A 26704-nucleotide genomic window follows, 5' to 3' on the forward strand; every position below is an offset into this window, starting at 1 on the left:
CTATCGCGATCCGAGCGGTCGTGTCGCGGCGCCCCCATCCCGCGGCCGTGACTGATGGTAAGCCCACGGGTACGCACAGTGGCTAGGGGTCTGCGGGCCCAATTCAGGGGAACCGGCGAAGGGTTGACCTACCCTGCCGCACGGGACCTCACACGATCGAGGAGTCGACGAAACACCACCGCCACGTCTCGCCCGGTTCGTAGCTGCGCATCACCGGATGGCCCGTCTCCTGGTAGTGCGCGGTGGCGTGCCGGTGGGGGGAGGAGTCGCAGCACGCCACGTGGCCGCACCAGAGGCACATGCGGAGCTGCACCGGGTGGCTGCCGAGCGACAGACAATCCGGGCAGGTCATCCCACGCGGTACGGGCTCGGGGCGCGGCAGTTCGGGAACGTGCGTGCACTCGCTCATGATTGCCAGGTTACGTCGGCGCCGGCCCGGTCACGGCCGGTGAAGAGCGAGGGAAGGCCACGATGGAGGTAGTGCCGCTGGTGGCACTGGTGGCGGTGAGCGCCGCCGTCGCGGGGATCGCACGCAGGACGCCGGTGCCGGCGCCGCTGCTGCTGGTCGCGGCCGGACTGGCCGCGGCGTACCTGCCCGGCGTCCCCGAGTACGCGCTGGACCCGCACATCGTGCTCCCGCTGGTGCTGCCGCCGCTGCTGTACACCGCCGCCGTCGACAGCTCGTACCTGGACCTGCGGGCCAACATCCGGCCGGTGGCCCTGCTCTCGGTCGGGTACGTGCTCTTCGCGACGCTCGCGGTGGGGTACGCGGCCTACCTGGTGGTGCCGGGGCTGCCGCTGACCGCGGCCCTGGTGCTGGGGGCGGTGATCGCGCCGCCGGACGCGGTGGCGGCCACCGCGATCGCCCGGCGGCTCGGGCTGCCGCCGCGCATCACGACCATCCTCCAGGGCGAGTCGCTGGTGAACGACGCCACCGCGATCACCGCCTACAAGGTGGCGCTGGCCGCCGTGGTCGGCGCGGGTGCGGGCTGGGCGGGCGGTATCGCGGAGTTCCTGCTGGCCTCGGTGGGCGGGGTGGGCGTCGGCCTGCTGCTGATGGTGCCGATCCACTGGCTGCGCACGCACCTGCGGGAGCCGCTGCTGCAGAACACGCTCTCGCTGCTGATCCCCTTCGTGGCGTACGCGGCGGCGGAGCGGGTGCACGCCTCGGGGGTGCTGGCTGTGGTCGTGGTCGCGCTGTACCTCGGGCACCGGAACTGGCAGGTCGACTTCGCCACCCGGCTCCAGGAGGAGGCGGTGTGGAAGATGATCGCCTTCGTGCTGGAGTCGGTGGTCTTCATGCTGATCGGCCTGCAACTGCCGGTGGTCCTGGAGGGGCTGGGCGAGTACGAGGGGATGCACGCGGCCTGGTACGCGGTGGCGGTGTTCCTCGCGGTGGTGGCGGCCCGCTTCGTCTGGGTCTTCCCGGCGACCTTCCTGCCGCGGATCTCGGCGCGGGTGCGGGAGCGGGAGCCGGAGACCAACTGGAAGTCACCCGTGATCGTCGGCTGGGCCGGCATGCGGGGCGTGGTCTCGCTGGCCATCGCCTTCTCGATCCCGATGACGGTGGAGGACGGGGAGGGCTTCCCGGCGCGGAACCTGATCCTGTTCCTCACCTTCACCACGGTGATCGGCACGCTGGTGGTCCAGGGGCTGACGCTGCCCCCGCTGATCCGGCTGCTCAGGCTGCCGCCGCGGGACGTGCAGGCCGAGACGCTGGCGGAGGCGCAGGCCCAGAACGCGGCCTCGGCGGCGGCGGAGGCCCGGCTGGAGGAACTGCTGGAGGACCGGCGCAACGCGCTGCCGGCGCCGCTGGCGGACCGGCTGCGGACCGTGATGGAGCGGCGGCGGAACTCCGTGTGGGAACGGCTGGGGGCGGTCAACGAGGAGACCGGGGAGTCCGCGGACGACACGTACCGGAGGCTGTCGCGGGAGATGATCTCGGCGGAGCGGGAGGTCTTCGTGGCCCTGCGGGACGAGCGGCGGATCGACGACGAGATGCTGCGGACGCTGCTGCGGCGGCTGGACCTGGAGGAAGCCGCCGCGTACCGCGAGTCCGCGGACTGAGTGCCCTCCCCCGGTGCGGGTCCCGTGCCGGGTGGGGGGCCGGGCGTGGCGCGGGCCGTTGCCGCTGCGCGGAGCTGGTTCACCACCCCGCCCTCCCCCGGACTTCGTCCGGAGGGACCCCCATCCCGAACCGGGGGCACCTCCCAGCGGTAGCCGGGGGAGGGACTCGCGGGGTTACGGTGTGCCCGTCACCACGGCGGTCAGGACCGTGCCCCGGGGGAACGCGCCGGATTCCGTGAGGGCCAGCACCGCGTACAGCAGCTTCGCCACGTACACGCGCTCCACGGCAAGGCCGTGCCGGGCCTCGAAGTCCGCCGCGAACGCCTCCAGGTGAGGGGGGACACGGGCGTAGCCGCCCCCGTCGAAGCCCTCTGCCAGGCTCCACGCCCCCCGCGGCCCGCCGAACGCGGCCGTCTGGAGCGCCCGGACCTCCTCCCCCAGGAAGCCCCCCTTCAGCACCGGCACCCCCACCGCCCGCTGCCCCGGTGCCAGCCCCGCCGCCAGGCCGGCCAGCGTGCCGCCCGTGCCGCACGCCACCGCCACCACGTCCGCCGCGCCCCGCAGCTCCCGGCCCAGCTCCACGCAGCCGTGCACGGCGAGCGCGTTGCTGCCGCCCTCCGGTACGACGTACGCGTCCTGCGCGCCCGCCCCGGCCAGCAGCCGCGCCAGACCCTCCGGGGAGCCCTTCTCCCGGTACGGCCCGCGGCCCACGAAGTGCAGCCGCATGCCGTCGGCCGCGCAGCGGGCCAGTGAGGGGTTGAGGGGGCGGCCGGCCAGCTCGTCGCCCCGTACGATCCCGACCGTCCGGAAGCCGAGCAGCCGGCCCGCGGCAGCGGTGGCCCGCAGGTGGTTGGAGTACGCGCCCCCGAAGGTCACCAGCGTCCCGTACCCCTGCTCGCGCGCTGCCGCCAGATTCAGCGAAAGCTTTCGCCACTTGTTGCCCGGAAGCTCCGGGTGGATGAGGTCGTCCCGCTTGAGCAGCAGTGTGACCCCGTGGCGGGCGAAGCGCTCGTCCTCGGTCGGGAGCGCGGTCAGCGGCGAGGGCAGCCGTGGCCGCAGGGCCGTCAGGTCGAGCGCTTGCCTGGTCATGCCCCCATTGTCGGGGCGGGGCTCACTTCAGCCGCTCGTGCACCCGGTCGCGGAGCGAGGCCATGGTGAAGCCCACCGGGTCGACCTTGCCGGGCTGCCACTCGCGGTGGCCGATCACCGAGCGCGCCGTCCAGCCGTGGTGTCGGCAGACGGCCGCGGCGGCGCGCACGATCGCGTCCAGCTGGATGGGGGGCCAGGGGTCCTTGCCGTCGCCGAGGTTCTCGCACTCGAAGCCGTAGAAGTGCCGGTTGCCGTCGGTTCCCCGCTCGTTGTCCGGCGGCAGGGCCTTCTCCGCGATCACCGCGGCGAGTACGTCGGGGTCGCCGGAGCCGGCGTGGTTGGTGCGCCCGTACCCGACGAGGTGCACGTGGCCGTCCTTGGCGATCACGCCGTGGCAGAGGGGGCCGGGGAGGTCGCTGTGGCCGTCGCGGCAGATACGGACGGTGGCCGCGGTGCCGCGGGTGACGGTGTGGTGGATCATGACGCCGTGCACGGGCCCCCAGGGACCCCGGTGGTTGCGGTTGTGGGTACGCCAGTTGCCGACCCCGATCACGGTCAGGCCCTCGCCGACCAGGGCGGTCCTGAACTCTTCCGCGGACATCGGACGGGCCATCGCGGCCTCCTTCGACGACGCGACGGGCGCCGGTCGCGCTCCGCCTCGTACCCGGGATGTACCGGAACACCCTCTTCCGGCAAACCCCGTTCGGTCCGTGTGCGAGCCGATTCGGACACGGACCGTGACGGGGCGGCCGGGGCGTACGGGGCCGCAGGGCCGGTGGTGCGTCAGGCGGTGGCGAGCCAGAGGTCGGGGCCGAACACCTCGTAGTGGATGTCGGAGGCCGGGACCCCACGCGCGAGCAGCTGCTCGCGCACGGCCCGCATGAAGGGGAGCGGGCCGCAGAGGTACGCCCGGGTGCCCGGGGCCGGGTCGGGCAGCGCGGTCAGGTCGACGAGCCCGGTGCGGTGGCCCTCGGACTCCTCGGCGTCGTCCTCGTACCAGAAGTGCGCGGCGGCGTCGGCGAGTTTGCCGGTCAGCCGGCGGTGGTCGGCGCGCAGGGCGTGGTCGGCGGGGGAGCGGTCGGCGTGCACGACGGTGACCGGCGCCGTGTGACCGGTCTCGGCGAGGTGCTCCAGCATCGCGACCATCGGGGTGCAGCCGATGCCCGCGGAGGCGAGCAGCACCGGGGCGGAGGCGTCGTGGAGGACCAGGTCGCCGTACGGGGCGGAGACGCGCAGGGTGTCGCCGGCGCGCACGTGGGCGTGCAGGTGGTTGGAGACCTCCCCGTCGGGGGTGGGGCCGCCGTGGACGCGCTTGACGGTGATGGCGCGCACGGCCGAGCCGGGGGCGGTGGAGAGGCTGTACTGGCGGATCTGGCGGGCGCCGTCGGCCAGGGTGACCTGCACCGACACGTACTGTCCCGGCAGGTGGACCGGGGCCGGGCCGCCGTCGGCGGGGACCAGCTGGAAGGTGGTGCAGTCGGCGGTCTCCTCGATGCGGGCGGAGACGGTCCAGTCCCGCCAGACGTCGCCGGCGGCGATCCGGTGCCCCGCGTAGAGGCGCTCCTCGATGGCGATCAGTGCGTTGGCCATCAGCCAGTAGACCTCGTCCCAGGCCTCGGCGACCTCGGGGGTGACCGCGTCGCCGAGCACCTCGACGATGGCCGCGAACAGGTGCCGGTGCACGATCGGGTACTGCTCGCGGGTGACGCCGAGGGACGCGTGCTTGTGCGCGATGCGCTCCAGCATCACGTCGGGGCGGGTGTCGGGGTGCTCGACGAGGTACGTGGCGAAGGCGGCGATGGAGCCGGCGAGGGCCTGCTTCTGGAGCCCGGCCGCCTGGTTGCCGCGGTTGAACAGGTCGCGCAGCAGCTCCGGGTGGGCCTCGAAGAGCTTGCCGTAGAAGAGCTCCGTGATGTCGCCGATGGCCGCTCCGACGGCGGGGAGGGTGGCGCGTACGGTCGCGGTCGACTTCTCGGAAAGCATGGCGGGCTCCTCGCGATAATTGGAATTTCAGATGCGGATTTAACGGCGGACGCGGGTGCGCCGCGGTGCGCACGTGTGTCCGAGCAGGTGGGTCGGTGGATGGTAGGCAGGGCGTCCGGCAGATCGATATCGGCCATTGGGCCCTCAGGGGCCGGGCCTTTCGGGCACCCCTCCCGACGTGCCCGCGATCCCCAGCAGCAGCGGTCCCGTCGGGGCGCCCACCAGGTCCTCGACGGTGAGCGGGTCCAGGGTCGTGAAGAAGGCCTCCTGGGCCCGGCGGAGGGCCCCTCGCAGCAGGCAGGCGGAGCGCAGCGGGCAGGGCTCGGCGCCCTCGCACTCGACGACGTCGCCCGCGCCCTCCAGTTCGCGGACCACTCCGCCGACCGAGGCCGCCCGGCCGGCGGCGGTGAGGGCGAGTCCTCCGCCGCGCCCGCGCCGCGCCTCGACCAGCCCGAGGTGCCGCAGCCTGGCGACGACCTTGGCCGTGTGCGTGTACGGGACCCGCATGGTCGCCGCCACGTCCCGGGTGGTGGGGAGGTCGTCCCCCTCGACCGCCAGGCGCATCAGCACGCGCAGGGCGAGGTCGGTGAATCGGGTCAGCCGCATGGCCTCACCCTAGTGAAACTTGCATCTTGGAATCAAATTAAGTGGGCAGATTGAGTGGGCGATCGCCGGCGGACCTGGCCCTTCGGGAGGGGGCGTCAACGAGTGGCCGAAACGCATGGGGTCCCTGTGGGTGACTCCCGAACCCCTCAGGTTGCCCACGCCCGGACGGAGTAGTCCCACCCTTTTGTGTAATGGTCGCATCACGCAGCGCGCTGAAAGGCTTCTGCTCGCAGGCCGTTTGCGTGATCGAAAGGGAATGAGATGTCGGTCCAGGCAGGTTCCGAAAACCGTGACGCCCAGGCTCAGCCGCAGCGCAGCCTCGGTACCGCGGCAGCGCGGAACTTGGCAACCACCACCAAGTCCGCTCCGCAGATGCAGGAGATCACCTCACGGTGGCTGCTGAAGAAACTGCCGTGGGTCTCGGTACAGGGCGGCACGTACCGGGTGAACCGCAGGCTGAGCTACTCGGTCGGCGACGGACGCGTGACGTTCGTCAAGACCGGTGACCGGGTCCAGGTGATCCCCGCCGAGCTCGGCGAACTCCCGTTGCTGCGCGACTACGAGGACCTCGACGTCCTCGGAGAGCTCGCCCAGCGCTGCCGCCAGCTCGACTTCGCCGCCGGCGACGAGCTCACCTCCTTCGGCAGCCGCGCCGAGGAGGTCTACCTCCTGGCCCACGGCCGAATCGAGCAGATCGGACCCGGCCCGTACGGCGAGGACGCCGTCCTCGAAACGGTCGCCGACGGCGCCTACTTCGGCGAGCAGAGCCTGCTCGACGACGAGGCCATCTGGGAGTACACCGCCCGCGCCGCCACCTCGGGCACCGCCCTGGTCCTCACCCGCCAGGACTTCCTGCTCCTCGCCGACCGCGTGGACTCCCTGCGCGAGCACGTGGCGCACGTGCGCAGCCTGCCGGCCCAGCGCACCAACAAGTACGGCGAGGCCGCGATCGACCTCTCCGCGGGCCACGTCGGCGAGGCCGTCCTGCCGGGCACCTTCGTCGACTACGACGCCCACCCCCGCGAGTACGAGCTGAGCATCGCCCAGACGGTGCTGCGCGTGCACACCCGCGTCGCGGACCTCTACAACCAGCCCATGAACCAGACCGAGCAGCAGCTGCGGCTCACGGTCGAGGCGCTCCGCGAGCGCCAGGAGCACGAGATGCTCAACAACCGCAGCTTCGGCCTGCTGCACAACGCCGAATACGACCAGCGGATCCAGCCGCACGACGGCGCGCCCAGCCCCGACGACATGGACCAGCTGCTCAGCATGCGGCGCGGCTCCAAGTTCTTCCTCGCCCACCCCAAGGCCATCGCCGCGTTCGGCCGCGAGTGCAACAAGCGCGGCATCTACCCCACGCCCGTGGAGATCGACGGCCACCACGTGCCGGCCTGGCGGGGCGTGCCCATCTTCCCGTCCAGCAAGATCCCGGTCAGCGACGCGCGCACCACCTCCATCCTCTGCATGCGCACCGGCGAGGACGAGCAGGGCGTCATCGGCCTCCACCAGCCGGGCATCCCGGACGAGATCGAGCCCAGCCTCTCGGTCCGCTTCATGGGCATCAGCGAGCAGGCGATCATCTCCTACCTGGTCACCGCGTACTTCTCCGCGGCGGTCCTGGTGCCGGACGCACTCGGCATCCTGGAGAACGTCGAGATCGGCCGGTGGCGCTGAGCGCGGCGGCGGGCGGGCGTCCCGTGGCGACGACGGCCGCGACCGGCACCGCGGACGGGCAGGAGGCCGCTTTCCTGCTGGACCGGACCAGGGAGGCCGTCGACCCGGAACTCCGGAGGACGGTCGAGCAGTTGCCCGGCTCGATGCGGCGGGTGGCCATGTACCACTTCGGCTGGGAGCGCGCGGACGGCACCCCGTCCGCCGGCCCGGCGGGCAAGGCCATCAGGCCCGCCCTGGTCCTGGCGGCCGCCCAGGCGGTGGGCGGCCACGCCGGCGACGCGGTGCGGGCCGCCGCGGCCGTGGAGCTGGCGCACAACTTCACCCTGCTCCACGACGACATCATCGACGAGGACGCGCGGCGCCGGGGCAGGCCCACGGCCTGGACGGTGTTCGGGATCCCGGACGCCCTGCTGACCGGGGACGCCATGCTCTCCCTCGCGCTGAAAAGGCTGGCCGAGGACCCGCACCCGGCGGCACCCGCGGCCGCGGCGCGGCTCACCGCCTGCGTGGTCGAGCTGTGTGCCGGGCAGCAGGCGGACTGCGCCTTCGAGGAACGGGCGGAGGTGTCCCTCGACGAGTGCCTGGCCATGGCCATGGCCAAGACGGGTGCGCTGCTCGGGTGCTCCTGCGCGCTCGGGGCGCTGTACGCGGGGGCCGGCCCCGAGGAGGTCGAGGCCATGGACGCCTTCGGGCGCGAAGCGGGCCTCGCCTTCCAGCTGATCGACGACCTGATCGGCATCTGGGGCGACCCGGAGCACACCGGCAAGCCGGCCGGTGCCGACCTGGTCGCGCGGAAGAAGTCCCTGCCCGTGGTGGCCGCGCTCACCTCGGGCACCCCCGCGGGCGAGGAGCTGGCCGCCCTGTACGCGGGACCGCTCGCCCCGGACGACGTGGGCAGGGCCGCGCTGGCCGTGGAACGGGCGGGCGGCCGGGACTGGGCCCAGGTCCACGCCGCGGACCGGATGGCCCGGGCGGTGCAGCAGCTCTCGCGGGCCGTTCCGGACCTCGGGGCGGCCGGGGGGCTCCTGGCGCTGGCCGAGTTCGTGACGCGGCGGACGCGGTGAGGGGGAGGGGGACGCGGTGACGGGGGTGCCGTGATGCGGTTTCGGTGACGTTCGCGGGTGCGGATGTGGGGCCGAGATGCGGGTCCGGTGACGCCGAGGGTGCGGAGGCCCGTGCGTGCGACGGTTTTCGGTCACGCGTGCGGGCCTTCTTCGTGTCCCCAACTCTAGGATCAGCGGGCGATGTTGACCGTGATCGTGGAGTGAAGGGGCAAGTGCTGTGGGAGTTGAGATACGCCAGGCGGGGCCGGCGGACCGGGACGCGGTGGCGAAGCTGCTCGACGAGGCGTTCCAGAACGACCCGGTGAGCAGCTGGGTCTTCCCGGACCCCGCCCACCGCCGTGCCGTGCACGGCAGGTTCCTGGGCGTGTTCGTCGACGTCACGCTGGAGGGCGGTCGGATCGACATGCTGGCGGACGGCTCGGCCGCGGCGCTGTGGCTGCGGGTCCCCGCGGGCGTGCACGAGGAGGAGGTCGACGTACCCGCCCTGATGCGGGAGACCGCCGACCCGGACAACGAGCGCTGTGAGCTCGTGGGCCGCCTGATGGGCGAGATCCACCCCACGCACGAGGAGCACGAGTACCTGTTGATGATCGCCGTCGACCCGGCCCGTCAGGGCGAGGGGCTGGGTACGGCACTGATCCAGCCGGTGCTCGACCGCTGCGACCGGGAGGGAGTCGCGGCGTACCTGGAGGCGAGCAGCGAGCGCAGCCGGCCGTTGTACGAGCGCCTCGGGTTCGAGTTCACCGGCACGCCCGTGCGGCTGCCCGAGGGGCCGCTGATGTGGCCGATGTGGCGGAAGGTGCGGGGGTGACGGGGTCGCGGCGCGGGGCCGCGCGACGCGCCGGTGATCAATTCCCTTGCGTAACCACTGCACCCATACTACTTTGAGTGCAGTGGTCGCCAGGGGGGCGGTCGCCGAACCGCGAAGGATCCGTATGCGCACGCTGACCTACTACATCGGCACGACGATCGACGGGTTCATCGCGGACCCGGACGGCGGAGTCGAGTTCTTCGACCCGTACGTGCTCCCCGAACTGGTGGAGCACTTCAAGGCCGAGCACCCCGAGGTGCTCCCGACCCACCTCCACGAGCCGCTCGGGCTGGGTGAGTTCGAGCCCAAGCGCTTCGACACGATCATCCAGGGCCGCACCACGTACGACGCCGCGTACCGGTTCGGTATCACCAGCCCGTTCGCCCACCTGCGGCAGTACGTGGTCACCCACTCCCTGGAGGTTTCGCCCGACCCCGCGGTCGAGCTGGTGGCGGGCGACGTCGTCGCCAAGGTCCGGGAGCTGAAGGCCGAGGAGGGCGGTCTGGGGATCTACCTCGCGGGCGGCGCCGACCTGGCCGGGCAGCTCGCGGACGAGATCGACGAGTTCGTCGTGAAGACCTACCCGGTCTTCGCGGGTGACGGCGTCCCGATGTCGCGGGCCGGCTTCGCGCCCCGCGGGCTGGAGCTGACGGGCGTCAAGGTGCTCGACATGGGTGCCGTGATCAGCTCGTACACCCGGAAGCGGTGACGGAGGGGCCGCCCGGCCTCCGCGGGCCTACCGTGGAGGTATGCGCGGCGAAGAACACAGGGCGGCCGAACCGCGGACCGCGCCGGGGCAGGAACGCCACTGCCCGGTCTGCGGCCGGCCCGTCGAGGAGATCGTCCACCGGCGGAAGGTGCTGGGCGCCTTCGTGCCGGAGTGGGGCCCGGGCCCCTGCCGGAACCCGGACTGCCCCGCTTACGCACCGGGGGGCGAGGCCGGGCACCGGCACTGAGGGGCTCGGTGCTCCTGGTCAGCCCTTGGTGGCCGTGGCGGCGAGGCCGTTCCGCCACAGGTAGTCGACGCGTGAGCGCTCGGCCGAGTTCGGGTACGCGTTCGTGCAGGACGTGCCCGGCCCGCCGCCCGACATCAGCTCGCTGCACGGACCCGAGTAGTGGTCCGGCAGCCCGAGCACGTGGCCCGTCTCGTGGGCGGTCACGCGGGTGGAGTTGTACTGCTGGTTCTGGCGGTAGTCCAGGAAGATGTAGCCCCTGCCGTGCCCGTCCGTGCTCGCGTACGAGCCGCGGGAGTCGTTGCCCTCGTAGTACGCGAAGTCGTAGCCGCTGCTCGACTCGGCGAGCTTCACGTTCGCGACCGAGCCGTTCCAGATCTGGGTGCTGCGGGCTATCTGGGTGCGGAAGGACGGGGCGTTGCGGGTGCTGTAGTAGACGGTCACCGAGGCGGCCGCGGGGTGGGCGGCACGCTTGGCGGCGACGGACTTCATCACGGCCTTGAAGAACGCCTGGTTGGCGGTCGCGTTCTCCTGGGAGCGTTCGTAGGCGGTGTACGAGGCGGTGTGCGAGGCGGTGTGCGAGGCGCTGCTGCTGGTGGTGGTCGTCGTGCTGGCGGCGGCGGTGGCCGGGACGGCGCCCAGGGTGAGGGCCAGGCCGAGGCCTAACGCGGAGGCGAGTGCGGTCCTTCGGGGGTGGCGCATGGGGGGCTCCTACTCGTTCCGGTGCGGGGGGTGGTCGTTCCGGTACCGGAGTGTGGGGGAGTCCCGGGCGCGCGCGGATGATGCCGGCTGCCGATAGTGCGGGGTTATCGCCATGACGCGGGTGGTCGGGGGGCTGCTGCCGGTGTGCCTTTCGCGCCGTATGCCTGGTCGTCAACCTCCGTGAATTTGGCGGAAAGTGGTGGTTAACCGGTGGCTGGTGCGGCTCAGGGGGCAGCCCTACGCTCGGTGCATGGAGCTCGAGGTGAGGCATCTGCGCGCCCTGTGCGCCATCGCGGAGACGGGCAGCCTGCACAAGGCGGCCCGTCAGCTCGGCGTGACGCAGCCCTCTCTGACGGCGCAACTGCGGCGTATCGAACGCGCCCTGGACGGCGAGCTGTTCCTGCGCGACCGGACCGGATGTCGCCCGACGCCTTTCGGCCGCGAGGTACTGGGCCGCGCGCGGCCGCTGCTGGACGGCATGGCCTCACTGCTCGCCGAGGCGCGGGCGGCCGCGGGCGGGCCCAGGCTGCGGGTCGGCTCCACCGCGAGCCGCGCCCTGCCCGGCTGGCTGCGCCGGCTGCGCCGGCGGCTGCCGGACACCGAGACCTCGCTGCTGGTGGACGTCTCCGCCAACGCCCTGCTGCGGATGGTCGCGGCGGGCCGGCTGGACGTGGCCTTCGTCCACGAGGTGGAGGGCTCCCCGCTGCGGATCCCGCCTGGGCTCGACGTGCGGGTGCTGGTCGAGCGCGAGCCGCAGTTCGTGTCCCTGGCCCGTGACCATCCGGCCGCGCGGCACGAGGTGGTGGACCTGGCCGACCTCGCGGGGGACCGGTGGATGGTCGACCCGTCCGTGGACGGCGAGTGGGCGGGGCTGCGCCGGGTGCTGGCCGCCGCCGGGCTCGATCCGCCGTACCTGCACGCGGATTACCACACCGCGGCCGCGCTCATCGTGACGGGCGACGCGGTGGCGCCGTGCCAGCCGACGTCCGGGCCACGGGAGGACATGGCCATCCGCCCGCTGCGGGGCGACCCCTTGGCCGTCCGGCTGCTGCTGGCCCAGCCGCCCGGTGCCGACCCCGCGGTCTACGCCGACCTGCTGGCCGCCTACCGAGAGGCGGCCCTCACGTCTGCGGGGTACCGGTCGTGGTTGGTGCGGGTGGGGAGCCCGCTGTTGGGGGTGGCCTGAGGCGGGGGCCTGTCGGGGACGGGTTTGGGGGTCCGCCGAGGCTGCCGGCTGTTCCGGCCGGCGGAGGTTTGGGTGGTCGCCGGCGCTGCCGGCTGTTACGGCCGCCGGAGCTTCGGGGGTGGGTCGTGTGGTGTGTGGGTCCCCTCGGTGCTTGACCCCTCGTGGCCTGCAGGCCTCCCCCAGCTACCGCTGGGAGGTGCCCCCAGCGGCAGGCCCACCCCGGGGGCAAGGGGGCTTCGCCCCTGGCCTTCGGCCACCCCAGGCCCGGGCCTGCCTCCGGACCAGCCTGCCACGACGCCTCAAGCACCTTCCCCACACACCACACGACCCACCAGGGCGGCCAAGGGGAAGTGGGCCGGAGCGTGGTTGAGGTGAAGCCGCCCTGGGCTTGCAGGGCGCAGGCGGGCGGCCAGTTGGGCCCGTGCGGCGGTCGGCGCTCCTGCTTGACTTCTCCTTGGCGCGATATATCGTGTTTGACGAGAGACGCGATATGTTGCGTCGACCCGACAGAGGAGGATCAGCACGATGACACAGTCGACGTGGACGGTCGCCGAAGCCCAGAAGCTCACCTTCGACGTACCCGTGACCCAGGTCCGCGTGCGCGTCGTCAACGGCGCGGTGAATGTCGTCGGTACCGACGACGGTGCCCCCGCCCGGCTGGAGATCGCCGGGGTCGAGGGCACGCCGCTGCTGGTCACGCAGGACGGCGGCACCCTGACCGTCGGGTACGAGGACCTCACCCGCCAGGGCCTGAAGAAGTGGCTCGACCCCAAGGAATGGCGCAACGCGCGCACGGAGCTGCGCCGCAGCGCCGTGGTCACCCTCACGGTGCCGGCCGATGCCCGGGTCGAGCTGGCCGCGGTCGGCGCGGCGACCGTGGTGTCCGGCATCCGCGGCGGCACCGTTCTGCACGGCGTGAGCGGCGACAGCACGTTGGTCGGCCTGGCCGGCGAGGTGCGCGCCGACACCGTCTCGGGCGACGTCGAGGCCCAGTCGCTCGCCGGCGAGCTGCGCTTCCACTCGGTCTCCGGCGACCTCACCGTGGTGGACGGCACCGGCTCCTCCGTACGCGGCGAGTCGGTCAGCGGCGACATGGTGCTCGACCTCCCCTCCGGAGGCCCCGCCGACATCGCGCTGACCTCCGTCTCCGGTCAGGTCGCCATCCGCCTGCCGCACCCCGCCGACACCCGCGTGGAGGCCAATACCGCCACCGGCAGCGTCTCCACCTCGTTCGACGACCTGCGGGTCTCCGGTCAGTGGGGTGCCAAGCGCATCACGGGTACCCTCGGCGCGGGCACCGGCACCCTCAAGGCATCCACCGTCTCGGGCTCCATCGCGCTGCTGCGCCGCCCGCGCTCCCCCGAGGAGGGCCCCGACGCCACGCCCCTCGCTCTCGACAAGAAGGTGCTCTGACATGCCGCCCGTCTTCGCCCACGGCCGTCTGCGCCTGTACCTCCTGAAGCTGCTCGACGAGGCTCCTCGTCACGGGTACGAGGTGATCCGCCTCCTGGAGGAGCGGTTCCAGGGCCTGTACGCCCCCTCCGCGGGCACCGTCTACCCCCGGCTGGCGAAGCTGGAGGCCGAGGGACTGGTCACGCACGCCACCGAGGGCGGCCGGAAGGTCTACTCGATCACCGACGCCGGCCGCGAGGAGCTGGCCGGCCGCGGCGGCGAGCTGGCCGACCTGGAGGTGGAGATCCGTGAGTCGGTCTCCGAGCTGGCCGCGGAGATCCGCGACGACGTCCGTGGCGCCGCCGGTGACCTGCGCCGCGAGATGAAGGCCGCGGCGGCGGCCTCGGAGCACCGCCGCGAGGAGGGCTTCGCCGAGAGCGAGGCCTGGCTGAAGGCGAAGGAGGAGCTGCGCCGCGCCAAGCAGGAGTGGAAGGAGCAGGCCCGCCGAGCCAAGGACGAGAGCCGACGGGCCCGCGAGGAGGCGCAGACGGCGCGCCGCCAGGCCAGGGAGGCCCAGGAGAAGGCCCGCGAGGACGTCCAGCGGATCGCCCGCCAGCTGCAGGAGCAGTTCACGCGGTCCGGGGTCCGTGGCGGCTTCTCCGAGTTCACCACCCAGCTCGGCGACCTGGCCCGGGAGGCGACCAACGCCTTCCTGAAGACGGAACCGGCGGACGGGTCCGCCAAGGCCGGCTGGTCCGTCGACGTCGAGCGGGCGCCCGAGGGCTCCCCCGACTGGGCCGCCGACCTGGCGCCGTCCGGTGACCAGGCCCGCGACCTCGACCGCCTGCTGGACCGCTTCCGCGACGACGTGCGGGACGCGGCCCGGGACCACGGGGTCACCGACGAGCAGCTCCGCGAGGCCCGCGAGCACCTCTCCACCGCGGCCGCCCGGCTCGGCGCGCTTCTCCGCGAACACTGAGTCCAAAGGGGGCCGGCCCCCGTCACCACCGGTGACGGGGGCCGGTTCTCAGGCCTCCGGGCCCGCGAGTACGTGCTCCACGCGCGCGTACGTCACCCCCTGGTCGGCCAGTACGTCGCCCACGGCGCCCGGCCGGGCGATCAGGGCGAGCAGCAGGTGCTCGGTGCCGATGCGCCGGTCGCGCCGGCCCAGTGCGACCCGCAGCGACTGCTCCAGCACCGACTTCGCCCCGGCCGTGAACCTGCGGTGGTTCGGCCAGCGCCGGGTGCGGGGCGCGGGGCCGGCCAGCGCCCCTGCGCCGTGGGCCGCCTCGACGCGGGAGACGATCTCGGTGAGATCGATCCCGAGGCCCGCGAGGGCCTCCTCGTCGGCCCTGCCGAGCCCTCCGCGCCGCCGGTTCTCGGCGAGTGCGGCGGCGAGCGCCCCGGCGTCCACCCCCAGGGAGGTGAAGGGCGCCCGCTCGGCCAGGGCCAGCAGCAGGTGCTCCTCCGAGACCACCGCCGAGCCGGTGCGCTCGGCGTGCCCGACCGCCCCCTCGACGGCTTCCCTGGCCTCCCGCGTGAACCTCTCGAACATCACTGCCTCCCGTACTTCTTGTGCACGGCCTGCCTGCTGACGCCCAGCTCCGCCGCGATCTCCTGCCAGGACCAGCCCTGGTTCCTGGCGCTGCGGACCTGTACGGCCTCCAGCTGCTCCAGCAGTCGCCGCAGCGCGGCCACGGCCCGGAGCCCGACACGCGGGTCACGGTCACCGGCCCGCTCGGCGAGATCGGTCGCATCCGTCATGACGTCAACTGTGGTTGACGTCATGACGGATGTCAACCCTGGTTGACGGCCGGGTGGGGGTGGGGAGGTCAGACGGTGAGCACGACCTTGCCGAACAGATCGCCGGAGGCCATCCGCTCGAAGCCCTCGCGGGCCCGGTCCAGCGGGAGCACCTGGTCGATGACCGGCCGGACCCCGGTGGCGGCGCAGAAGGAGAGAAGGTCCTCCAGCTCGTCCTTGGAGCCCATCGTGGAGCCGACCACCTTCAGCTCCAGGAAGAAGATCCGGGTCAGCTCGGCGTGCGAGGGGCGGTCGCCGCTGGTCGCGCCGGAGATCACGATCGTCCCGCCGGGCCGGAGGGACTTCACCGAGTGCGACCAGGTGGCCGCGCCGACCGTCTCGATCACGGCGTCCACGCGCTGGGGCAGCCGCGCGCCGGGCTCGTACGCCTCCAGCGCGCCCAGCTCCACGGCGCGCTTGCGCTTGGCCTCGTCCCGGCTGGTCGCGAAGACGCGCAGCCCCGCGGCCTTGGCCAGGACGATCGCCGCGGTCGCGACGCCGCCGCCGGCGCCCTGGACGAGCACCGAGTCGCCCGGACGCACGCCGGCGTTGGTGAACAGCATCCGGTAGGCGGTCAGCCAGGCCGTCGGGAGGCAGGCGGCCTCCTCGAAGGACAGCTCGGCCGGCTTGGGGAGGACGTTCCAGGCGGGGACGGTGACCTGCTCGGCGAAGGTGCCCTGGTAGCGCTCGGTCAGGATGGAGCGGGGCTCGTCCGGGCCGACGCCGTGGCCGCTCTGGCCGATCACGGAGTGCAGGACGACCTCGTTGCCGTCCTGGTCGATCCCGGCGGCGTCGCAGCCGAGGATCATCGGGAGCTTGTCCTCGCCGAGGCCCACCCCGCGCAGCGACCACAGGTCGTGGTGGTTCAGCGAGGCGGCCTTGACGTTCACGGTCACCCAGCCGGGACGGGCCTCGGGGGCCGGGCGCTCGCCCAGCTCAAGGCCGCTCAGCGGCTGGTCACGGTCGATGCGGGCGGCATAGGCGGCGAACATGCCCCGGACGCTACCGCCCGGTAGTCGCCCGCTTCCAGACCTTCCGGCGGACGGAGGGTGAGTTCTTCGTCGCACTCCGGGTGCTCGCGCGGCACGCCCCGGCATGCGAAAAGGGCCGCGTCCGGTCCCCTGGGGGACCCGGCACGGCCCTTTCGCGAGCGGTGTCCGCGGATCAGATCCGGGCCACGCCCTCCTCGCGGGCGGCGGCGGCCACGGCGGCGGTGACCGCCTCGGCGACGCGCTCGTCGAAGGGCGAGGGGATCACGTAGTCGGCGGCGAGTTCGTCGCCCACGACGCCGGCGATGGCGTCGGCGGCGGCGATCTTCATGCCCTCGGTGATCCGGGAGGCGCGGACCTTGAGCGCACCGGCGAAGATGCCGGGGAAGGCCAGCACGTTGTTGATCTGGTTCGGGAAGTCGCTGCGGCCCGTGGCCACGACGGCCGCGTACTTGTGCGCGACGTCCGGGTGGACCTCGGGGTTCGGGTTGGCCATGGCGAAGACGAAGGCGTCCTTGGCCATGGTGGCCACCGCCTCCTCGGCCACGGTGCCGCCCGAGACGCCGATGAAGACGTCGGCGCCGGCGAGGGCCGACTCCAGCGAGCCGGTGAGGCCGGTCTTGTTGGTCAGCCCGGCGATCTCGGCCTTGACGTCCGTCAGGTCGGTACGGTCGGCGGAGACGACGCCCTTGCGGTCGGTGACGCACACGTCGCCGATGCCCGCGTCCACGAGGATCTTGGCGATGGCGATGCCCGCGGCGCCGGCGCCGGAGATGACCGCGCGCAGGTCGCCGAGGGTGCGGCCGGTGAGCTTGGCCGCGTTCCGCAGGGCGGCCAGCGTCACGATGGCCGTGCCGTGCTGGTCGTCGTGGAAGATCGGGATGTCCAGCTGCTCCTGGAGGCGGCGCTCGATCTCGAAGCACCGCGGTGCCGAGATGTCCTCCAGGTTCACGCCGCCGAAGGAGGGCGCGAGGCGGACCACGGTCTCGATGATCTCCTCGGTGTCCTTGGTCGCGAGCGCGATCGGAACCGCGTCGACGCCGCCGAACTGCTTGAAGAGGATGGCCTTGCCTTCCATCACGGGGAGGGAGGCCTCGGGCCCGATGTCACCGAGTCCGAGCACCGCGGTGCCGTCGGTCACCACGGCGACCACGTTGGACTTCCAGGTGTACTCGTGAACGAGTTCGGGCTGCTCGGCGATGGCGGTGCACACCTTGGCCACGCCGGGCGTGTAAGCGAGGGACAGGTCGTCCTTGTCACGGACCGGCACGGTGGCCTGCACGGCCATCTTCCCGCCGCGGTGCAGCGCGAAGGCCGCATCCGGATTGTTGTCCGTGACGCTGTCGCTGCGAGGATTGACGATCTCCGCTGCCACTTGTTGACCCCTTAAGTCTTTATCGGTTGAGGGTGGCCACTCCTGGTTGCGGAGTGGGCGGGCACCGCGTTCGAGCTCCGGTTCCGCCGACGGGTGAGCCGGCTTCCCACGGAGGGGAGGTTCGTACGCGCGGGCGCGCCGCACACGCGCCCTGAGCCCCCGGATGAGGGGTGTAAGGATCTGTTCTACCCGAAGAAGGCTCGCCCAGACGAGTCGATTCCGCCTTGATCCTACGGGCATTGTCCGGTTTACCCGGAAAGTTCGGCAGACCCGGTCCAGCACCCGAGACGAACCGCAAAAACCGCGGTGTCCCGCGGGTTACGCGCCAGAAACTTCTGTGGCGATCACCCTTGTCCGCAGGCCTGTTGCCTCTACCCCGCCTCTCGTTATCCGATTTTGACCTGGCTGGCCGTCTGATTCCCGCAGTCCGAATGGCAAGATGCGGAATCACACGAGGTCGCGACACTCGAAGGTGCGTGCCCGACCCTCATTTCGGCCGCTTTCCATCCCTGCCGGAGGAACAAGCTCATGACCGCAAGCACCACCCGTCGTACGACCGCCGCCCGGTCCCGGATCGCCGCGGTCGGCGCCATCGCGGTCGCAGGCAGCCTCCTGCTGACCGCCTGTGGCGACCAGACCGACAGCGGCTCCGGCAGCACCAAGGAGTCCCCGAACTCCAGCAGCGCGCCGCTGTTCGCCAAGCTCCCCAAGAAGATCCAGGACGCGGGCGTCATCAAGGTCGGCACCGACGCCGCGTACGCCCCCATGGAGTTCGTCGAGAACGGCAAGATCGTCGGCGTCGACCCCGACCTCGGCCAGGCCCTGGCCAAGCAGCTCGGCGTCAAGTTCGAGTTCGTGTCCGGTACCTTCGACGGCCTGATCACCTCGATCTACACCGGCCGCCAGGACCTGATCATGTCCTCGATGACGGACAACAAGAAGCGTCAGGAGGGGCTGGACGACTCCGGCAAGAAGATCGGCAAGGGCATCGACTTCGTCGACTACTTCAGCTCCGGCGTCTCGCTCCTCGTCAAGAAGGGCAACCCGCAGAACATCAAGTCCCTGGACGACCTCTGCGGCAAGACCGTCGCCGTCCAGCGCGGCACGATCTACGAGGACACCTTCAAGGCCCAGGCCGCCAAGTGCGGTGACAAGAAGCTCACCATCCAGGCCTTCGACACCGACGCCGAGGCGCAGACCCGCGTCAAGGCCGGCGGCGCCGTGGCCGACCTGAACGACTACCCGGTCGCCGCGTACATCGCGAAGACCTCCGGAGGCGGCAAGGACTTCGAGGTCGCCGGCAGCCAGAGCGACGTCGGCCTCTTCGGCATCGGCGTCTCCAAGGACAACCCCGAGCTCCGTGAAGCCGTCAAGGAAGCCCTCGACGCCATCATCAAGGACGGCTCCTACGCCAAGGTCCTGGAGAAGTGGGATGTCAAGGACAGCGCCGTCCAGTCGGCCACCATCAACGCCGGCAAGTGATCTCAGCGCTCCACTGAAGGGCAGTCATTGTGACTGACAAGACCGACAAGGGTCCGGCCGCCGCACCGGCCGGGCCCGGCGCCTCGGGTACTCCGTACGAGGCGATCAAGGCCATCCCCGTGAGGCACTACGGCCGCTGGATCAGCGCCGTCGTGGTCGTCGCGCTGCTCGGATGGCTCGTCTACGCCTTCTCCCAGGGCAACATCATCTGGGACACGGTGTGGGACAAGCTGTTCGACCCCGCGGTCCTGAACGGACTGTGGAACACCGTGCTGATCAGCGTCGCCGCCATGGCCCTCGGCCTGGCGCTCGGCATCCTCTTCGCGGTGATGCGCCTGTCGAAGAACCCGGTCACCGGGGCCGTCGCCTGGCTCTACATCTGGTTCTTCCGCGGCACCCCGGTGTACGTGCAGCTGCTCGTCTGGTTCAACCTCTCGCTGATCTTCGAGTACCTCAACCTCGGACCGATCTACAAGAACGAGATGGTCGAGGTCATGACCCCGTTCATGGTCGCGCTCCTGGGCCTCGGCCTGAACGAGGGCGCGTACATGGCGGAGATCGTCCGCGCGGGCATTCAGTCCGTCGACGAGGGCCAGACCGAGGCGGCGCACGCACTCGGCATGTCGCAGACCAAGACCATGCGGCGGATCATCCTGCCGCAGGCCATGCGCGTGATCGTCCCGCCGACGGGCAACGAGTTCATCAACATGCTCAAGACCTCGTCGCTGGTCTCGGCCGTCCAGTACACCGAGCTGCTGCGCGCCTCGTCCAACATCGGCAACACGGCCGGCGCCGTCATGGAGATGCTCTTCGTGGCCTCCATCTGGTACCTCGCCCTCACGAGCGTGTTCAGCGTCGGCCAGTACTACCTGGAGCGCCGATTCGCCCGCGGCTCGACGCGCAACCTGCCGCCCACCCCGTGGCAGCGCGTCAAGGCCAACCTGAACATGTTCCGCCGTACGGAGGTGGCCCGATGACCGGCGAGCCCATGGTCAAGGCCGAAGGCGTCCACAAGTCCTACGGCGCCGCCCACATCCTGCGCGGCATCGATCTCGAAGTCGCCCCGCGCGAGGTCTTCTGCCTGGTCGGCCCGTCCGGCTCCGGCAAGTCCACCTTCCTGCGCTGCATCAACCACCTGGAGCGGATCAACGGCGGCCGCCTGTCGGTCGACGGCCAGCTGGTGGGCTACAAGCAGAAGGGCGACAAGATCTACGAGCTGAAGGACGGCGAGGTCGCGGCCCAGCGCCGGGACATCGGCATGGTCTTCCAGCGCTTCAACCTCTTCCCGCACATGACGGCGATCGAGAACGTCATGGAAGCCCCGGTCATGGTCAAGGGCGAGAGCAAGGCCACGGCGCGTGAGCGCGCCGTGCGCCTCCTCGACCGCGTCGGCCTGGGCGACAAGGGCGGGAACTACCCCTCGCAGCTCTCCGGCGGCCAGCAGCAGCGCGTGGCCATCGCCCGCGCGCTGGCCATGGAGCCGAAGCTGATGCTCTTCGACGAGCCCACCTCGGCGCTCGACCCGGAGCTGGTGGGCGACGTCCTCGACGTCATGCGGGACCTGGCCGAGTCGGGCATGACCATGATCGTGGTGACCCACGAGATGGGCTTCGCCCGCGAGGTCGGCGACTCCCTCGTCTTCATGGACGGCGGCGTCGTGGTCGAGTCCGGCCACCCGCGCGATGTGCTGGGCAACCCGCAGCACGACCGCACCAAGGCCTTCCTGTCCAAGGTGCTGTAGCAGGATCGTTTGCGCCGCAGGGGCGGTACGGGGCGGTACGGGGCGTACCGGCCTCCGTACCGCCCCTGCGGCGTTCCCGCGGAACGTTCCGGTCTGCTGTCCGGTTTCCTGCTTCGGTTGTCCGCCGGTCTTCCGTCGGTCTTGCGCAGGTCTTGCGCCGGTTGTCCGCCGGTTTTCCGTCCGGTTTCCTACTTCAGGCCGAGGACCAGCGCGTCCGACGGCGAGCGCCAGACCGTGCGGGCCTCGGCGAAGCCGGCCTCGCGCAGCGTCCGCACGTGCCATTCCGCGGACGGGGTGTCGCCGTCCGCGTGTTCGCCGTAGATCTCGAACCGGCGCGCGGTCGGCCCGGCCAGCACCGGGTCCTTCGCGGCCAGCGCCCACCAGTCCGCCCAGTCCAGCGCACCCGCCGCCCGGGCCCGCTCCATGCCGGCGTGCCGGTGCGCGCGCTCGGCGGCGTTGATCCGCGGCGTGCCCTCGTCCCTCATGTGGTCGGCGTTCATGAAGACGCCGCCCTCGCGGACGAGCGGGGCCAGCTGCCGGTACAGCACCGCGAGGGGCTCGCTGTGCAGCCAGTGCAGGGCCGTGGCGGTCAGCACGGCGTCGTAGGAGTCGTACGGGAGCCGCGCCGCCCACTCGGGGTCCTTGAGGTCCGCGGTGACGAAGGTGACCCGGGGGTCCCCCGCGAAGTGCCCCTCGGCGATGGCCAGCAGAGCCGGGTCCAGATCCACCCCGGTGCTCACGGCATCCGGGAACCGCCGGAGGGCCCGATCCGTGATACTTCCCGTACCGCACGCCAGATCGAGGATGCGCGGTGCGGGGCCCACCAGGGCCTCGACCATGTCCAGCATGACGCGGAAGCGCTCCTCGCGGTCCGGCATGTACCACTCCTGCTGGCGGTCCCAGCTCTCCTGCCAGGCCTGCCAGTCGGTACCGGTCGTCGTCTCGGCCATCCCGAACCCCTCTGTACGTAATACCCTCGAAGCACTGTCAGTCGTTACTGAACCTAGACTGCCGCCGTTAAGGACTACAAGTGGAACTGGCCTATTACTCGGACTACGCCGTGCGCCTGGTCAACAGCGAGGAGCCGGCCCGCAACAAGGACACGCTCACCTCCGTGGAGGCGGTCCGCGCCCTCTTCGGTGACGGCTCCCCGGCGGCCCGGCGTGCCACGGACGCCGACGTCACCCGTTTCCGGTCGGTCCGCGCCCGGCTCCGCGCGATCTTCGAGGCCGCCGACACCGGCGACCAGACCCTCGCGGTCGACCTGCTCAACTCGCTGCTCCTGGAGTTCCCCGTCAGCCCGCAGATCTCCGGGCACGATTACCTCGACGAGGAGGGCCGGCCGCGCTGGCACATGCACCTCGCCGACCACCCCTCCAACGCCACCGCGGGGTACGCCGCCATCGCCTCCATGGGGCTGGCCTTCCACCTCACCGAGTACGGCGCCGACCGCCTCGGCCTCTGCCAGGCCGCGCCCTGTCGCAACGCCTACCTCGACACCTCGACCAACCGGTCGCGCCGCTACTGCTCCGACCGCTGTGCCACCCGCGCGAACGTCGCCGCCTACCGCGCCCGCAAGCGCCTGGAGGCCGAGCGGTCGGAGAGCACCGGCCGCAGCGCCGACAGCGCCCAGGAGAGCCGCGCGGAGAGCGAGGTCTGATCGGGTCGCCGCGGGCGGAAGCGCAGCCGTACGGTCGCCAGGACCAGCTCCTCGGGGACCGTGCCGTAGTCCGTGCTGTCACCGCCCGCGAACGCGTTGTCGCCCAGCACCCACCAGCCGCCGTCCCGCCGCTCGGTGGCCCGCTTGACCACCAGCAGGTCCTGCTGGAAGGGGTGGCGCAGGATCACGACCCGGCCGGGGCGCACGGCAGCCCCGTACCGCACGAGCAACCAGTCTCCGTCGTACAGCGTCGGCACCATCGAGGGCCCCGACACCTCCACGGTCTGGAACGGCACCCGCAGGGGCATCCGCAACGGCACCTTCGACACCCAGCCCTTCGGCCGGCTCTTCGGCCAGCCCTGTGGCCACCCCTTCGGCACGTGACACCTCCCGGCACGCCCACGGCGAATCCGTACGTTCGCTCACCGGTCCCATCCTGACCCTGGACTTTTGTCCTAAGCCCATGGGGGCGGCCGCGAAATCGGCTTTCTCACGGAGTAATCTCCCACCTGAGAAGACGATCACGAGGAGGACAAGCTCAATGCTTTCCCGCCTGTTTGCCCCCAAGGTGAAGGTCAGCGCCCACTGCGACCTGCCCTGCGGTGTCTACGACCCGGCCCAGGCCCGCATCGAGGCCGAGTCGGTCAAGGCCGTCCAGGAGAAGTACCAGGCCAACGAGGACGCCGACTTCCGCGCCCGCGCCATTGTCATCAAGGAGCAGCGCGCGGAGCTCGCGAAGCACCACGTCTCGGTGCTGTGGAGCGACTACTTCAAGCCCCCGCACTTCGAGAAGTACCCGCAGCTGCACACGCTGGTCAACGACACCCTGAAGGCCCTCTCGGCCGCCAAGGCGTCGAACGACCCGAAGACCGGTGAGAAGGCGCTTGAGCTCATCGCCGAGATCGACCGCATCTTCTGGGAGACCAAGCAGGCCTGACCAGGCCCGCGGCTGCCCCGCGAGGCCTGACCACCAGGTCCACGGCTGCCCAGCGACGCGAAGGCCCGGCCGGAGTACGCTCCGGCCGGGCCTCTCGTGTGTCCGCCTGGGGGCTGCCCGGTTCCTGTTCGGCGCTGCGGCCGGGTGGTCGGGGCTGCGACCGCGCGCTACTCGTCCTCGTCCTCGTCGTCCAGGCGGGCCAGCCAGGTCGCCAGGCGCTCCACCGGCACCTCGAAGTCCGGGTTGAGGTCGACGAAGGTGCGGAGCTGTTCGGCGAGCCACTCGAAGGTGATCTCCTCCTCGCCGCGCCGCTTCTCCAGCTCCTCGATGCCGCGATCGGTGAAGTACACAACAGGCTCCGTGTCGAGTGGGGGTCATTCCCGGCCAGGATAATCCGCATTTCCCGGGAGCCTCGCGCGCGCCCCCGGGCGGCGCTAGCCTGAACTGCTTCAACACGCTTGGGCCGGAGGCAGGTTGGCCCACGGGGGGCGGGGGCGGGAATTGGGAACGTCCGACGGGCTGACCAGCATCGAGCTGGACGGCCGGACCGTGTTCGTGCGCGTCGACGGAGCCGACCAGCTGCCCGCGGTGCCCGGCCAGGGCAAGTACACCGACACCGGCAGGCTCTCCGAGCGGGTGGCACTCCAGGTCGCCGGGCTCGACGACCTCATCCGCGGCGTTGCCGGCAGCGTGCGCAGCGCCACCGACGGCCTCGAACCCCAGGAAGTCAGCGTCGCCTTCGGCATCGAGCTGACCGTCAAAGGCGGGAAGATCGTCTCCCTGCTCGCCGGCGGCGAGGGGAAGGCCGCCCTCACGATCACCCTCACCTGGCGATCCGACGAGCCCGACGAGCCCGACGAGCCTGAGGGCCGGCGTGCGGCGGAGGGGGCACGGGGGTGACGTACGGGCGCACGGGCGACTCCGGGCGCGCCGCCTTCGAGATCCTCGATCCCCTGGTCCTGGCCGCGACCGTACGCGTCCACGCCCCGCCCGACGGGTATGGGGAACCCAGGACCGACGACACCTGGGGGAGCGGCTTCTTCATCGCCCCCGGCTGGGTCCTGACGTGCGCGCACGTCGTCGGGGAGGGAGGGGGTGGCGCGGTGCGGATCGTCGGCCGGGAGATCGGCATCACCTTCGCCTCCGGCGACAGCGGCGCGACCGGCACCGTGGCCGGCCGCGTCGAGTGCGTCCTGCCGGAGACGGCGGGCGAGCTGCGGCCGGCCGGGATGTGGCCCGCGCCCGACCTCGCGCTCGTCCGCGTCCTCGACCCCGTCGACCACGCCTGCGTCTGGCTCACCGACCGGCCACGGGTCAACCGGTTCGCCGAGGTCGCGTACTTCGGATGCACGGACGACACAGGCCTCCCCGACATCACCGGCCGCCCCACCCGGCTGCGCGGCGAGGCCGGGCGCGGGACCCTGCTCCGGCTCGGCGCCGAGGACGAGATCGAACCGGGGATGTCCGGCGGCCCGGTGGTCGACCTGGAGCGCGGCGAGGTCATCGGGGTGGTCAAGGCCCGCCGCAACGACCTCGGCGGCGGGCTGGCAGTCGCCGTCACCCAGCTCCGCACCCTCCCGATGTCCGCCAAGAGCCGGATGGGCCTGTACCGCCGGGTCATGCGGGCCCACGACCGGCACCACTCCGACCAGCACCAGAGCGACCAGAACACCCGCCCCACCTGGACCGATGCCCAGCTCAGGCTCCAGATGGAGGGTGGTGGGGTGGGTGGAGGCGGTCTGGGGGGAGGTGGGCTGGGCGGAGGTGGCCTGGGGGGAGGTGGGCTGGGCGGAGGTGGCCTGGGGGGCGGCGGCATGGGCGGCGGCCCTCGGCTGACCGCGGCCGAGCGCGTCACGCTGACCGGGCTGCTCGCCGAACTCCCGCCGCCCGCCTCCTCCGAGGCGGTCCAGAGCCTGGTCGACAGGGTGCGCGGTGAGGAGTGGACCGGCCTGACCCCGGCGCCGTTGAGCTGGCGGGACGGCCTGGGCATGCTCTACGACCCGCCCGGCGCGGGCGGCGAGGCCGCGGCCATGCTCCGCTACGCCACCGAGGTGTCCCTCGCCGAGCACCGCGAGCCGGTCGCGCCCGGCGCCGACGAGGACCTGTGGGACTGGGTGTACGAGACCGCCGGCGGCCGCTTCTGGCGCGGGTTGCGGAAGGAGCTCGGCGACCGCCACGAGGCCGGGCTGCGCGCCCGGCCGGCCCACGGCCACGTCCCGGCCGCCGGTGCCGCCCCGCCCTCCCCGTACGGCACCGGCCTGCCCGCCGGCCCCAGCGTGCTGCTGGAGGCCTGGGCGCACGGCTGGGAGGACGTGTACGACTGGCGGGTCTCGGTGCTGCTGGGTCCTGAGCACGTGGCGCCGGTCGACTCGGGCGTACGGGCCACCCTGCACGGTCTGCCGGACGCGCTGCGGGCACCGCTGGCCGAGGGGTTCCGGCGGTGCGACACCGCCGACGCGGCCGCGCTCCTGGAAGTGGCCGTGGCGCCCGAGCTGTTCACCCTCGACGTCGACGAGTGGACGGTGGCCGGCGGGGTGCCGCTCGGGGTGCAGCGGCCGGTGGTGTTCCGGTACCCGGGTGGGGGCGGGTCGGGGTCGGTGGGTGGCGTGGGGGTTGGGCTTGGGGTTGGAGCGGGGGGTGGGCCTGGGGCTGGGCCTGGGGCTGGGCTGGGGGAGGTCGGTGAGGATTTTCGGCGGCGGGCGGAGCGGTGGGCGCGGGTGATGGCCGGCCCGGTGCTGGAGGGCCGCGCGGACTGCCGGGGCGGGCGGCCCCGTACCCCGCCGTTCGGCTGGCTGACCGCCCTGCCCGAGCACACGGTGGCCGTGCACTGTCGGATGGGCTCCCTCCACGCCGTGCAGCGCGCCGGGTACGGGGTGCTGCTGTGCCGGCGCCCGCCGCTCGGCGGAGCATCGTGCGCGCCCTTCCACCGCGGGGTGCGCGAGGAGCTGGCCGAGGCGGTGCGCGGTGACGCGCTGCCGCTGCGGATGCAGGCGCTGCGGATACGGGCGCACGGGCGGGACCCGGATGCGTACTGGGCCGCGGGGATGGGACTGGTCTGGGACGACCCGGCACGCCCACTGCCAGACGACGAACCGCTGCAGGGGGATTTGTGAGTGGGCGGGGGGCTTGGGGGCGGGCGTGGGGTTTGGGTGGTCGCCGGCGCTGCCGGCTGTTACGGCCGCCGGAGCTT

General features: G+C 72.1%; 29 protein-coding genes. 16 read left to right on the forward strand and 13 right to left on the reverse strand.

The annotated features are described in order from the left end of the window. Positions 1 to 148 precede the first annotated feature (148 nt). Complete coding sequence (locus tag ACIF6F_RS13095) at positions 149 to 409, reverse strand: UBP-type zinc finger domain-containing protein (protein ID WP_399945298.1); 261 nt, start codon at positions 407 to 409, stop codon at positions 149 to 151. Positions 410 to 471: 62 nt separating this feature from the next. Here ACIF6F_RS13095 and ACIF6F_RS13100 point away from each other — a divergent pair, with 62 nt between their 5' ends. Continuing rightward, positions 472 to 2067, forward strand: a complete 1596-nt coding sequence (locus ACIF6F_RS13100) for a Na+/H+ antiporter (protein ID WP_399945301.1) — start codon at positions 472 to 474, stop codon at positions 2065 to 2067. A gap of 174 nt (positions 2068 to 2241) precedes the next feature. On the opposite strand, the gene ACIF6F_RS13105 is transcribed toward ACIF6F_RS13100, so the two are convergent. The 4 genes from ACIF6F_RS13105 to ACIF6F_RS13120 form a co-directional block, all read right to left on the reverse strand. Beyond that, a complete protein-coding gene (locus tag ACIF6F_RS13105) occupies positions 2242 to 3156 on the reverse strand; it encodes a 1-aminocyclopropane-1-carboxylate deaminase/D-cysteine desulfhydrase (protein ID WP_399945303.1) in 915 nt (304 codons plus the stop codon). 22 nt (positions 3157 to 3178) lie between these two features. Next, complete coding sequence (locus ACIF6F_RS13110; RefSeq protein WP_399945306.1) at positions 3179 to 3769, reverse strand: N-acetylmuramoyl-L-alanine amidase; 591 nt, start codon at positions 3767 to 3769, stop codon at positions 3179 to 3181. Positions 3770 to 3939: 170 nt separating this feature from the next. Next, complete coding sequence (locus ACIF6F_RS13115) at positions 3940 to 5139, reverse strand: globin domain-containing protein (RefSeq protein ID WP_399945309.1); 1200 nt, start codon at positions 5137 to 5139, stop codon at positions 3940 to 3942. A 144-nt stretch (positions 5140 to 5283) separates the two neighbouring features. After that, positions 5284 to 5745, reverse strand: a complete 462-nt coding sequence (locus tag ACIF6F_RS13120; protein ID WP_399945312.1) for an RrF2 family transcriptional regulator — start codon at positions 5743 to 5745, stop codon at positions 5284 to 5286. 261 nt (positions 5746 to 6006) lie between these two features. Here ACIF6F_RS13120 and ACIF6F_RS13125 point away from each other — a divergent pair, with 261 nt between their 5' ends. The 5 genes from ACIF6F_RS13125 (at position 6007) to ACIF6F_RS13145 (ending at position 10250) form a co-directional block, all read left to right on the forward strand. Continuing rightward, entirely contained in the window at positions 6007 to 7419 is a 1413-nt protein-coding gene (locus ACIF6F_RS13125) for a family 2B encapsulin nanocompartment shell protein (RefSeq protein WP_399945314.1), read from the forward strand. Next, positions 7416 to 8483 (forward strand): family 2 encapsulin nanocompartment cargo protein polyprenyl transferase, encoded by a 1068-nt coding sequence (locus tag ACIF6F_RS13130; protein WP_399945581.1) that lies wholly within the window; start codon positions 7416 to 7418, stop codon positions 8481 to 8483. Before ACIF6F_RS13125 ends, ACIF6F_RS13130 begins: the two co-directional genes overlap by 4 nt. A gap of 217 nt (positions 8484 to 8700) precedes the next feature. Beyond that, positions 8701 to 9294 carry a GNAT family N-acetyltransferase gene (locus tag ACIF6F_RS13135; RefSeq protein WP_399945316.1) on the forward strand — a complete coding sequence of 198 codons (594 nt, stop codon included), beginning with the start codon at positions 8701 to 8703 and terminating at the stop codon, positions 9292 to 9294. Between the two features lie 124 nt (positions 9295 to 9418). Beyond that, positions 9419 to 10003 (forward strand): dihydrofolate reductase family protein, encoded by a 585-nt coding sequence (locus ACIF6F_RS13140; RefSeq protein ID WP_399945318.1) that lies wholly within the window; start codon positions 9419 to 9421, stop codon positions 10001 to 10003. Between the two features lie 40 nt (positions 10004 to 10043). Further along, a complete protein-coding gene (locus ACIF6F_RS13145; protein WP_399945321.1) occupies positions 10044 to 10250 on the forward strand; it encodes a hypothetical protein in 207 nt (68 codons plus the stop codon). Between the two features lie 18 nt (positions 10251 to 10268). Here ACIF6F_RS13145 and snpA read toward each other — a convergent pair whose 3' ends face one another. Continuing rightward, positions 10269 to 10949, reverse strand: a complete 681-nt coding sequence (snpA, locus tag ACIF6F_RS13150; protein ID WP_399945324.1) for a snapalysin — start codon at positions 10947 to 10949, stop codon at positions 10269 to 10271. Positions 10950 to 11199: 250 nt separating this feature from the next. Here snpA and ACIF6F_RS13155 point away from each other — a divergent pair, with 250 nt between their 5' ends. From ACIF6F_RS13155 to ACIF6F_RS13165, 3 genes are all read left to right on the forward strand, one after another. Then, positions 11200 to 12135 (forward strand): LysR family transcriptional regulator, encoded by a 936-nt coding sequence (locus tag ACIF6F_RS13155; RefSeq protein ID WP_399945327.1) that lies wholly within the window; start codon positions 11200 to 11202, stop codon positions 12133 to 12135. A 525-nt stretch (positions 12136 to 12660) separates the two neighbouring features. Then, positions 12661 to 13548 (forward strand): DUF4097 family beta strand repeat-containing protein, encoded by an 888-nt coding sequence (locus tag ACIF6F_RS13160; protein WP_399945329.1) that lies wholly within the window; start codon positions 12661 to 12663, stop codon positions 13546 to 13548. A gap of 1 nt (position 13549) precedes the next feature. Next, positions 13550 to 14506 (forward strand): helix-turn-helix transcriptional regulator, encoded by a 957-nt coding sequence (locus ACIF6F_RS13165; RefSeq protein ID WP_399945332.1) that lies wholly within the window; start codon positions 13550 to 13552, stop codon positions 14504 to 14506. A gap of 48 nt (positions 14507 to 14554) precedes the next feature. Here the strand turns inward: ACIF6F_RS13165 and ACIF6F_RS13170 are convergent, their stop codons facing one another. The 4 genes from ACIF6F_RS13170 to ACIF6F_RS13185 all read right to left on the reverse strand — a co-directional run bounded on the left by ACIF6F_RS13170 (position 14555) and on the right by ACIF6F_RS13185 (position 17694). Next, the gene (locus ACIF6F_RS13170; RefSeq protein WP_399945335.1) at positions 14555 to 15082 is read right to left on the reverse strand and encodes a Clp protease N-terminal domain-containing protein; all 528 of its coding nucleotides are present in this window, start codon (positions 15080 to 15082) and stop codon (positions 14555 to 14557) included. Beyond that, the gene (locus tag ACIF6F_RS13175; RefSeq protein WP_037851906.1) at positions 15082 to 15291 is read right to left on the reverse strand and encodes a helix-turn-helix domain-containing protein; all 210 of its coding nucleotides are present in this window, start codon (positions 15289 to 15291) and stop codon (positions 15082 to 15084) included. Before ACIF6F_RS13175 ends, ACIF6F_RS13170 begins: the two co-directional genes overlap by 1 nt. A gap of 68 nt (positions 15292 to 15359) precedes the next feature. Further along, entirely contained in the window at positions 15360 to 16322 is a 963-nt protein-coding gene (locus tag ACIF6F_RS13180; RefSeq protein ID WP_399945338.1) for a zinc-binding dehydrogenase, read from the reverse strand. A 172-nt stretch (positions 16323 to 16494) separates the two neighbouring features. Beyond that, entirely contained in the window at positions 16495 to 17694 is a 1200-nt protein-coding gene (locus ACIF6F_RS13185; protein WP_399945341.1) for an NADP-dependent malic enzyme, read from the reverse strand. Between the two features lie 528 nt (positions 17695 to 18222). On the opposite strand from ACIF6F_RS13185, the gene ACIF6F_RS13190 reads away from it, so the two are divergent. From ACIF6F_RS13190 to ACIF6F_RS13200, 3 genes are read left to right on the forward strand one after another with little or no spacing between them, the layout of a single operon-like run. Further along, the gene (locus ACIF6F_RS13190; RefSeq protein ID WP_399945344.1) at positions 18223 to 19176 is read left to right on the forward strand and encodes an ABC transporter substrate-binding protein; all 954 of its coding nucleotides are present in this window, start codon (positions 18223 to 18225) and stop codon (positions 19174 to 19176) included. A gap of 29 nt (positions 19177 to 19205) precedes the next feature. Further along, a complete protein-coding gene (locus ACIF6F_RS13195) occupies positions 19206 to 20153 on the forward strand; it encodes an amino acid ABC transporter permease (RefSeq protein WP_399945345.1) in 948 nt (315 codons plus the stop codon). Next, entirely contained in the window at positions 20150 to 20917 is a 768-nt protein-coding gene (locus tag ACIF6F_RS13200) for an amino acid ABC transporter ATP-binding protein (protein WP_399945348.1), read from the forward strand. The genes ACIF6F_RS13195 and ACIF6F_RS13200 overlap by 4 nt, the downstream gene beginning before the upstream one ends. Before the next feature lie 188 nt (positions 20918 to 21105). Here ACIF6F_RS13200 and ACIF6F_RS13205 read toward each other — a convergent pair whose 3' ends face one another. After that, positions 21106 to 21867: a class I SAM-dependent methyltransferase gene (locus tag ACIF6F_RS13205; RefSeq protein ID WP_399945350.1), complete on the reverse strand. Its 762-nt coding sequence runs from the start codon at positions 21865 to 21867 to the stop codon at positions 21106 to 21108. A gap of 80 nt (positions 21868 to 21947) precedes the next feature. Between ACIF6F_RS13205 and ACIF6F_RS13210 the strand changes: the two genes are divergently transcribed. Beyond that, complete coding sequence (locus ACIF6F_RS13210) at positions 21948 to 22577, forward strand: CGNR zinc finger domain-containing protein (protein WP_399945353.1); 630 nt, start codon at positions 21948 to 21950, stop codon at positions 22575 to 22577. Here the strand turns inward: ACIF6F_RS13210 and sodX are convergent. After that, positions 22481 to 22885, reverse strand: coding sequence for a nickel-type superoxide dismutase maturation protease (gene sodX / locus ACIF6F_RS13215; RefSeq protein ID WP_399945584.1), 405 nt, complete (start codon positions 22883 to 22885; stop codon positions 22481 to 22483). The genes ACIF6F_RS13210 and sodX overlap by 97 nt on opposite strands. Before the next feature lie 233 nt (positions 22886 to 23118). On the opposite strand from sodX, the gene sodN reads away from it, so the two are divergent. After that, a complete protein-coding gene (gene sodN, locus ACIF6F_RS13220; protein WP_030209807.1) occupies positions 23119 to 23514 on the forward strand; it encodes a superoxide dismutase, Ni in 396 nt (131 codons plus the stop codon). A 167-nt stretch (positions 23515 to 23681) separates the two neighbouring features. Here sodN and ACIF6F_RS13225 read toward each other — a convergent pair whose 3' ends face one another. Next, entirely contained in the window at positions 23682 to 23864 is a 183-nt protein-coding gene (locus ACIF6F_RS13225) for a DUF6104 family protein (protein ID WP_014176503.1), read from the reverse strand. 151 nt (positions 23865 to 24015) lie between these two features. Between ACIF6F_RS13225 and ACIF6F_RS13230 the strand changes: the two genes are divergently transcribed. Both ACIF6F_RS13230 and ACIF6F_RS13235 read left to right on the forward strand, forming a co-directional pair. Beyond that, complete coding sequence (locus ACIF6F_RS13230) at positions 24016 to 24414, forward strand: CU044_2847 family protein (RefSeq protein WP_399945356.1); 399 nt, start codon at positions 24016 to 24018, stop codon at positions 24412 to 24414. After that, the gene (locus ACIF6F_RS13235; protein ID WP_399945359.1) at positions 24411 to 26627 is read left to right on the forward strand and encodes a trypsin-like peptidase domain-containing protein; all 2217 of its coding nucleotides are present in this window, start codon (positions 24411 to 24413) and stop codon (positions 26625 to 26627) included. The genes ACIF6F_RS13230 and ACIF6F_RS13235 overlap by 4 nt, the downstream gene beginning before the upstream one ends. The last annotated feature ends 77 nt before the right edge of the window (positions 26628 to 26704 follow it).

It is taken from the genome of Streptomyces sp. NPDC086023 (genome assembly GCF_044540325.1).
Taxonomy (GTDB): domain Bacteria; phylum Actinomycetota; class Actinomycetes; order Streptomycetales; family Streptomycetaceae; genus Streptomyces.

What these genes read in the sequence shown, in the direction of transcription:
- ACIF6F_RS13095 (WP_399945298.1), bottom strand. Translation starts at nt 409, where the DNA reads ATGAGCGAGTGCACGCACGTTCCCGAACTGCCGCGCCCCGAGCCCGTA.
- ACIF6F_RS13100 (WP_399945301.1), top strand. Translation starts at nt 472, where the DNA reads ATGGAGGTAGTGCCGCTGGTGGCACTGGTGGCGGTGAGCGCCGCCGTC.
- ACIF6F_RS13105 (WP_399945303.1), bottom strand. Translation starts at nt 3,156, where the DNA reads ATGACCAGGCAAGCGCTCGACCTGACGGCCCTGCGGCCACGGCTGCCC.
- ACIF6F_RS13110 (WP_399945306.1), bottom strand. Translation starts at nt 3,769, where the DNA reads ATGGCCCGTCCGATGTCCGCGGAAGAGTTCAGGACCGCCCTGGTCGGC.
- ACIF6F_RS13115 (WP_399945309.1), bottom strand. Translation starts at nt 5,139, where the DNA reads ATGCTTTCCGAGAAGTCGACCGCGACCGTACGCGCCACCCTCCCCGCC.
- ACIF6F_RS13120 (WP_399945312.1), bottom strand. Translation starts at nt 5,745, where the DNA reads ATGCGGCTGACCCGATTCACCGACCTCGCCCTGCGCGTGCTGATGCGC.
- ACIF6F_RS13125 (WP_399945314.1), top strand. Translation starts at nt 6,007, where the DNA reads ATGTCGGTCCAGGCAGGTTCCGAAAACCGTGACGCCCAGGCTCAGCCG.
- ACIF6F_RS13140 (WP_399945318.1), top strand. Translation starts at nt 9,419, where the DNA reads ATGCGCACGCTGACCTACTACATCGGCACGACGATCGACGGGTTCATC.
- ACIF6F_RS13145 (WP_399945321.1), top strand. Translation starts at nt 10,044, where the DNA reads ATGCGCGGCGAAGAACACAGGGCGGCCGAACCGCGGACCGCGCCGGGG.
- snpA (WP_399945324.1), bottom strand. Translation starts at nt 10,949, where the DNA reads ATGCGCCACCCCCGAAGGACCGCACTCGCCTCCGCGTTAGGCCTCGGC.
- ACIF6F_RS13155 (WP_399945327.1), top strand. Translation starts at nt 11,200, where the DNA reads ATGGAGCTCGAGGTGAGGCATCTGCGCGCCCTGTGCGCCATCGCGGAG.
- ACIF6F_RS13160 (WP_399945329.1), top strand. Translation starts at nt 12,661, where the DNA reads ATGACACAGTCGACGTGGACGGTCGCCGAAGCCCAGAAGCTCACCTTC.
- ACIF6F_RS13165 (WP_399945332.1), top strand. Translation starts at nt 13,550, where the DNA reads ATGCCGCCCGTCTTCGCCCACGGCCGTCTGCGCCTGTACCTCCTGAAG.
- ACIF6F_RS13170 (WP_399945335.1), bottom strand. Translation starts at nt 15,082, where the DNA reads ATGTTCGAGAGGTTCACGCGGGAGGCCAGGGAAGCCGTCGAGGGGGCG.
- ACIF6F_RS13175 (WP_037851906.1), bottom strand. Translation starts at nt 15,291, where the DNA reads ATGACGGATGCGACCGATCTCGCCGAGCGGGCCGGTGACCGTGACCCG.
- ACIF6F_RS13180 (WP_399945338.1), bottom strand. Translation starts at nt 16,322, where the DNA reads ATGTTCGCCGCCTATGCCGCCCGCATCGACCGTGACCAGCCGCTGAGC.
- ACIF6F_RS13190 (WP_399945344.1), top strand. Translation starts at nt 18,223, where the DNA reads ATGACCGCAAGCACCACCCGTCGTACGACCGCCGCCCGGTCCCGGATC.
- ACIF6F_RS13200 (WP_399945348.1), top strand. Translation starts at nt 20,150, where the DNA reads ATGACCGGCGAGCCCATGGTCAAGGCCGAAGGCGTCCACAAGTCCTAC.
- ACIF6F_RS13205 (WP_399945350.1), bottom strand. Translation starts at nt 21,867, where the DNA reads ATGGCCGAGACGACGACCGGTACCGACTGGCAGGCCTGGCAGGAGAGC.
- sodX (WP_399945584.1), bottom strand. Translation starts at nt 22,885, where the DNA reads ATGCCCCTGCGGGTGCCGTTCCAGACCGTGGAGGTGTCGGGGCCCTCG.
- sodN (WP_030209807.1), top strand. Translation starts at nt 23,119, where the DNA reads ATGCTTTCCCGCCTGTTTGCCCCCAAGGTGAAGGTCAGCGCCCACTGC.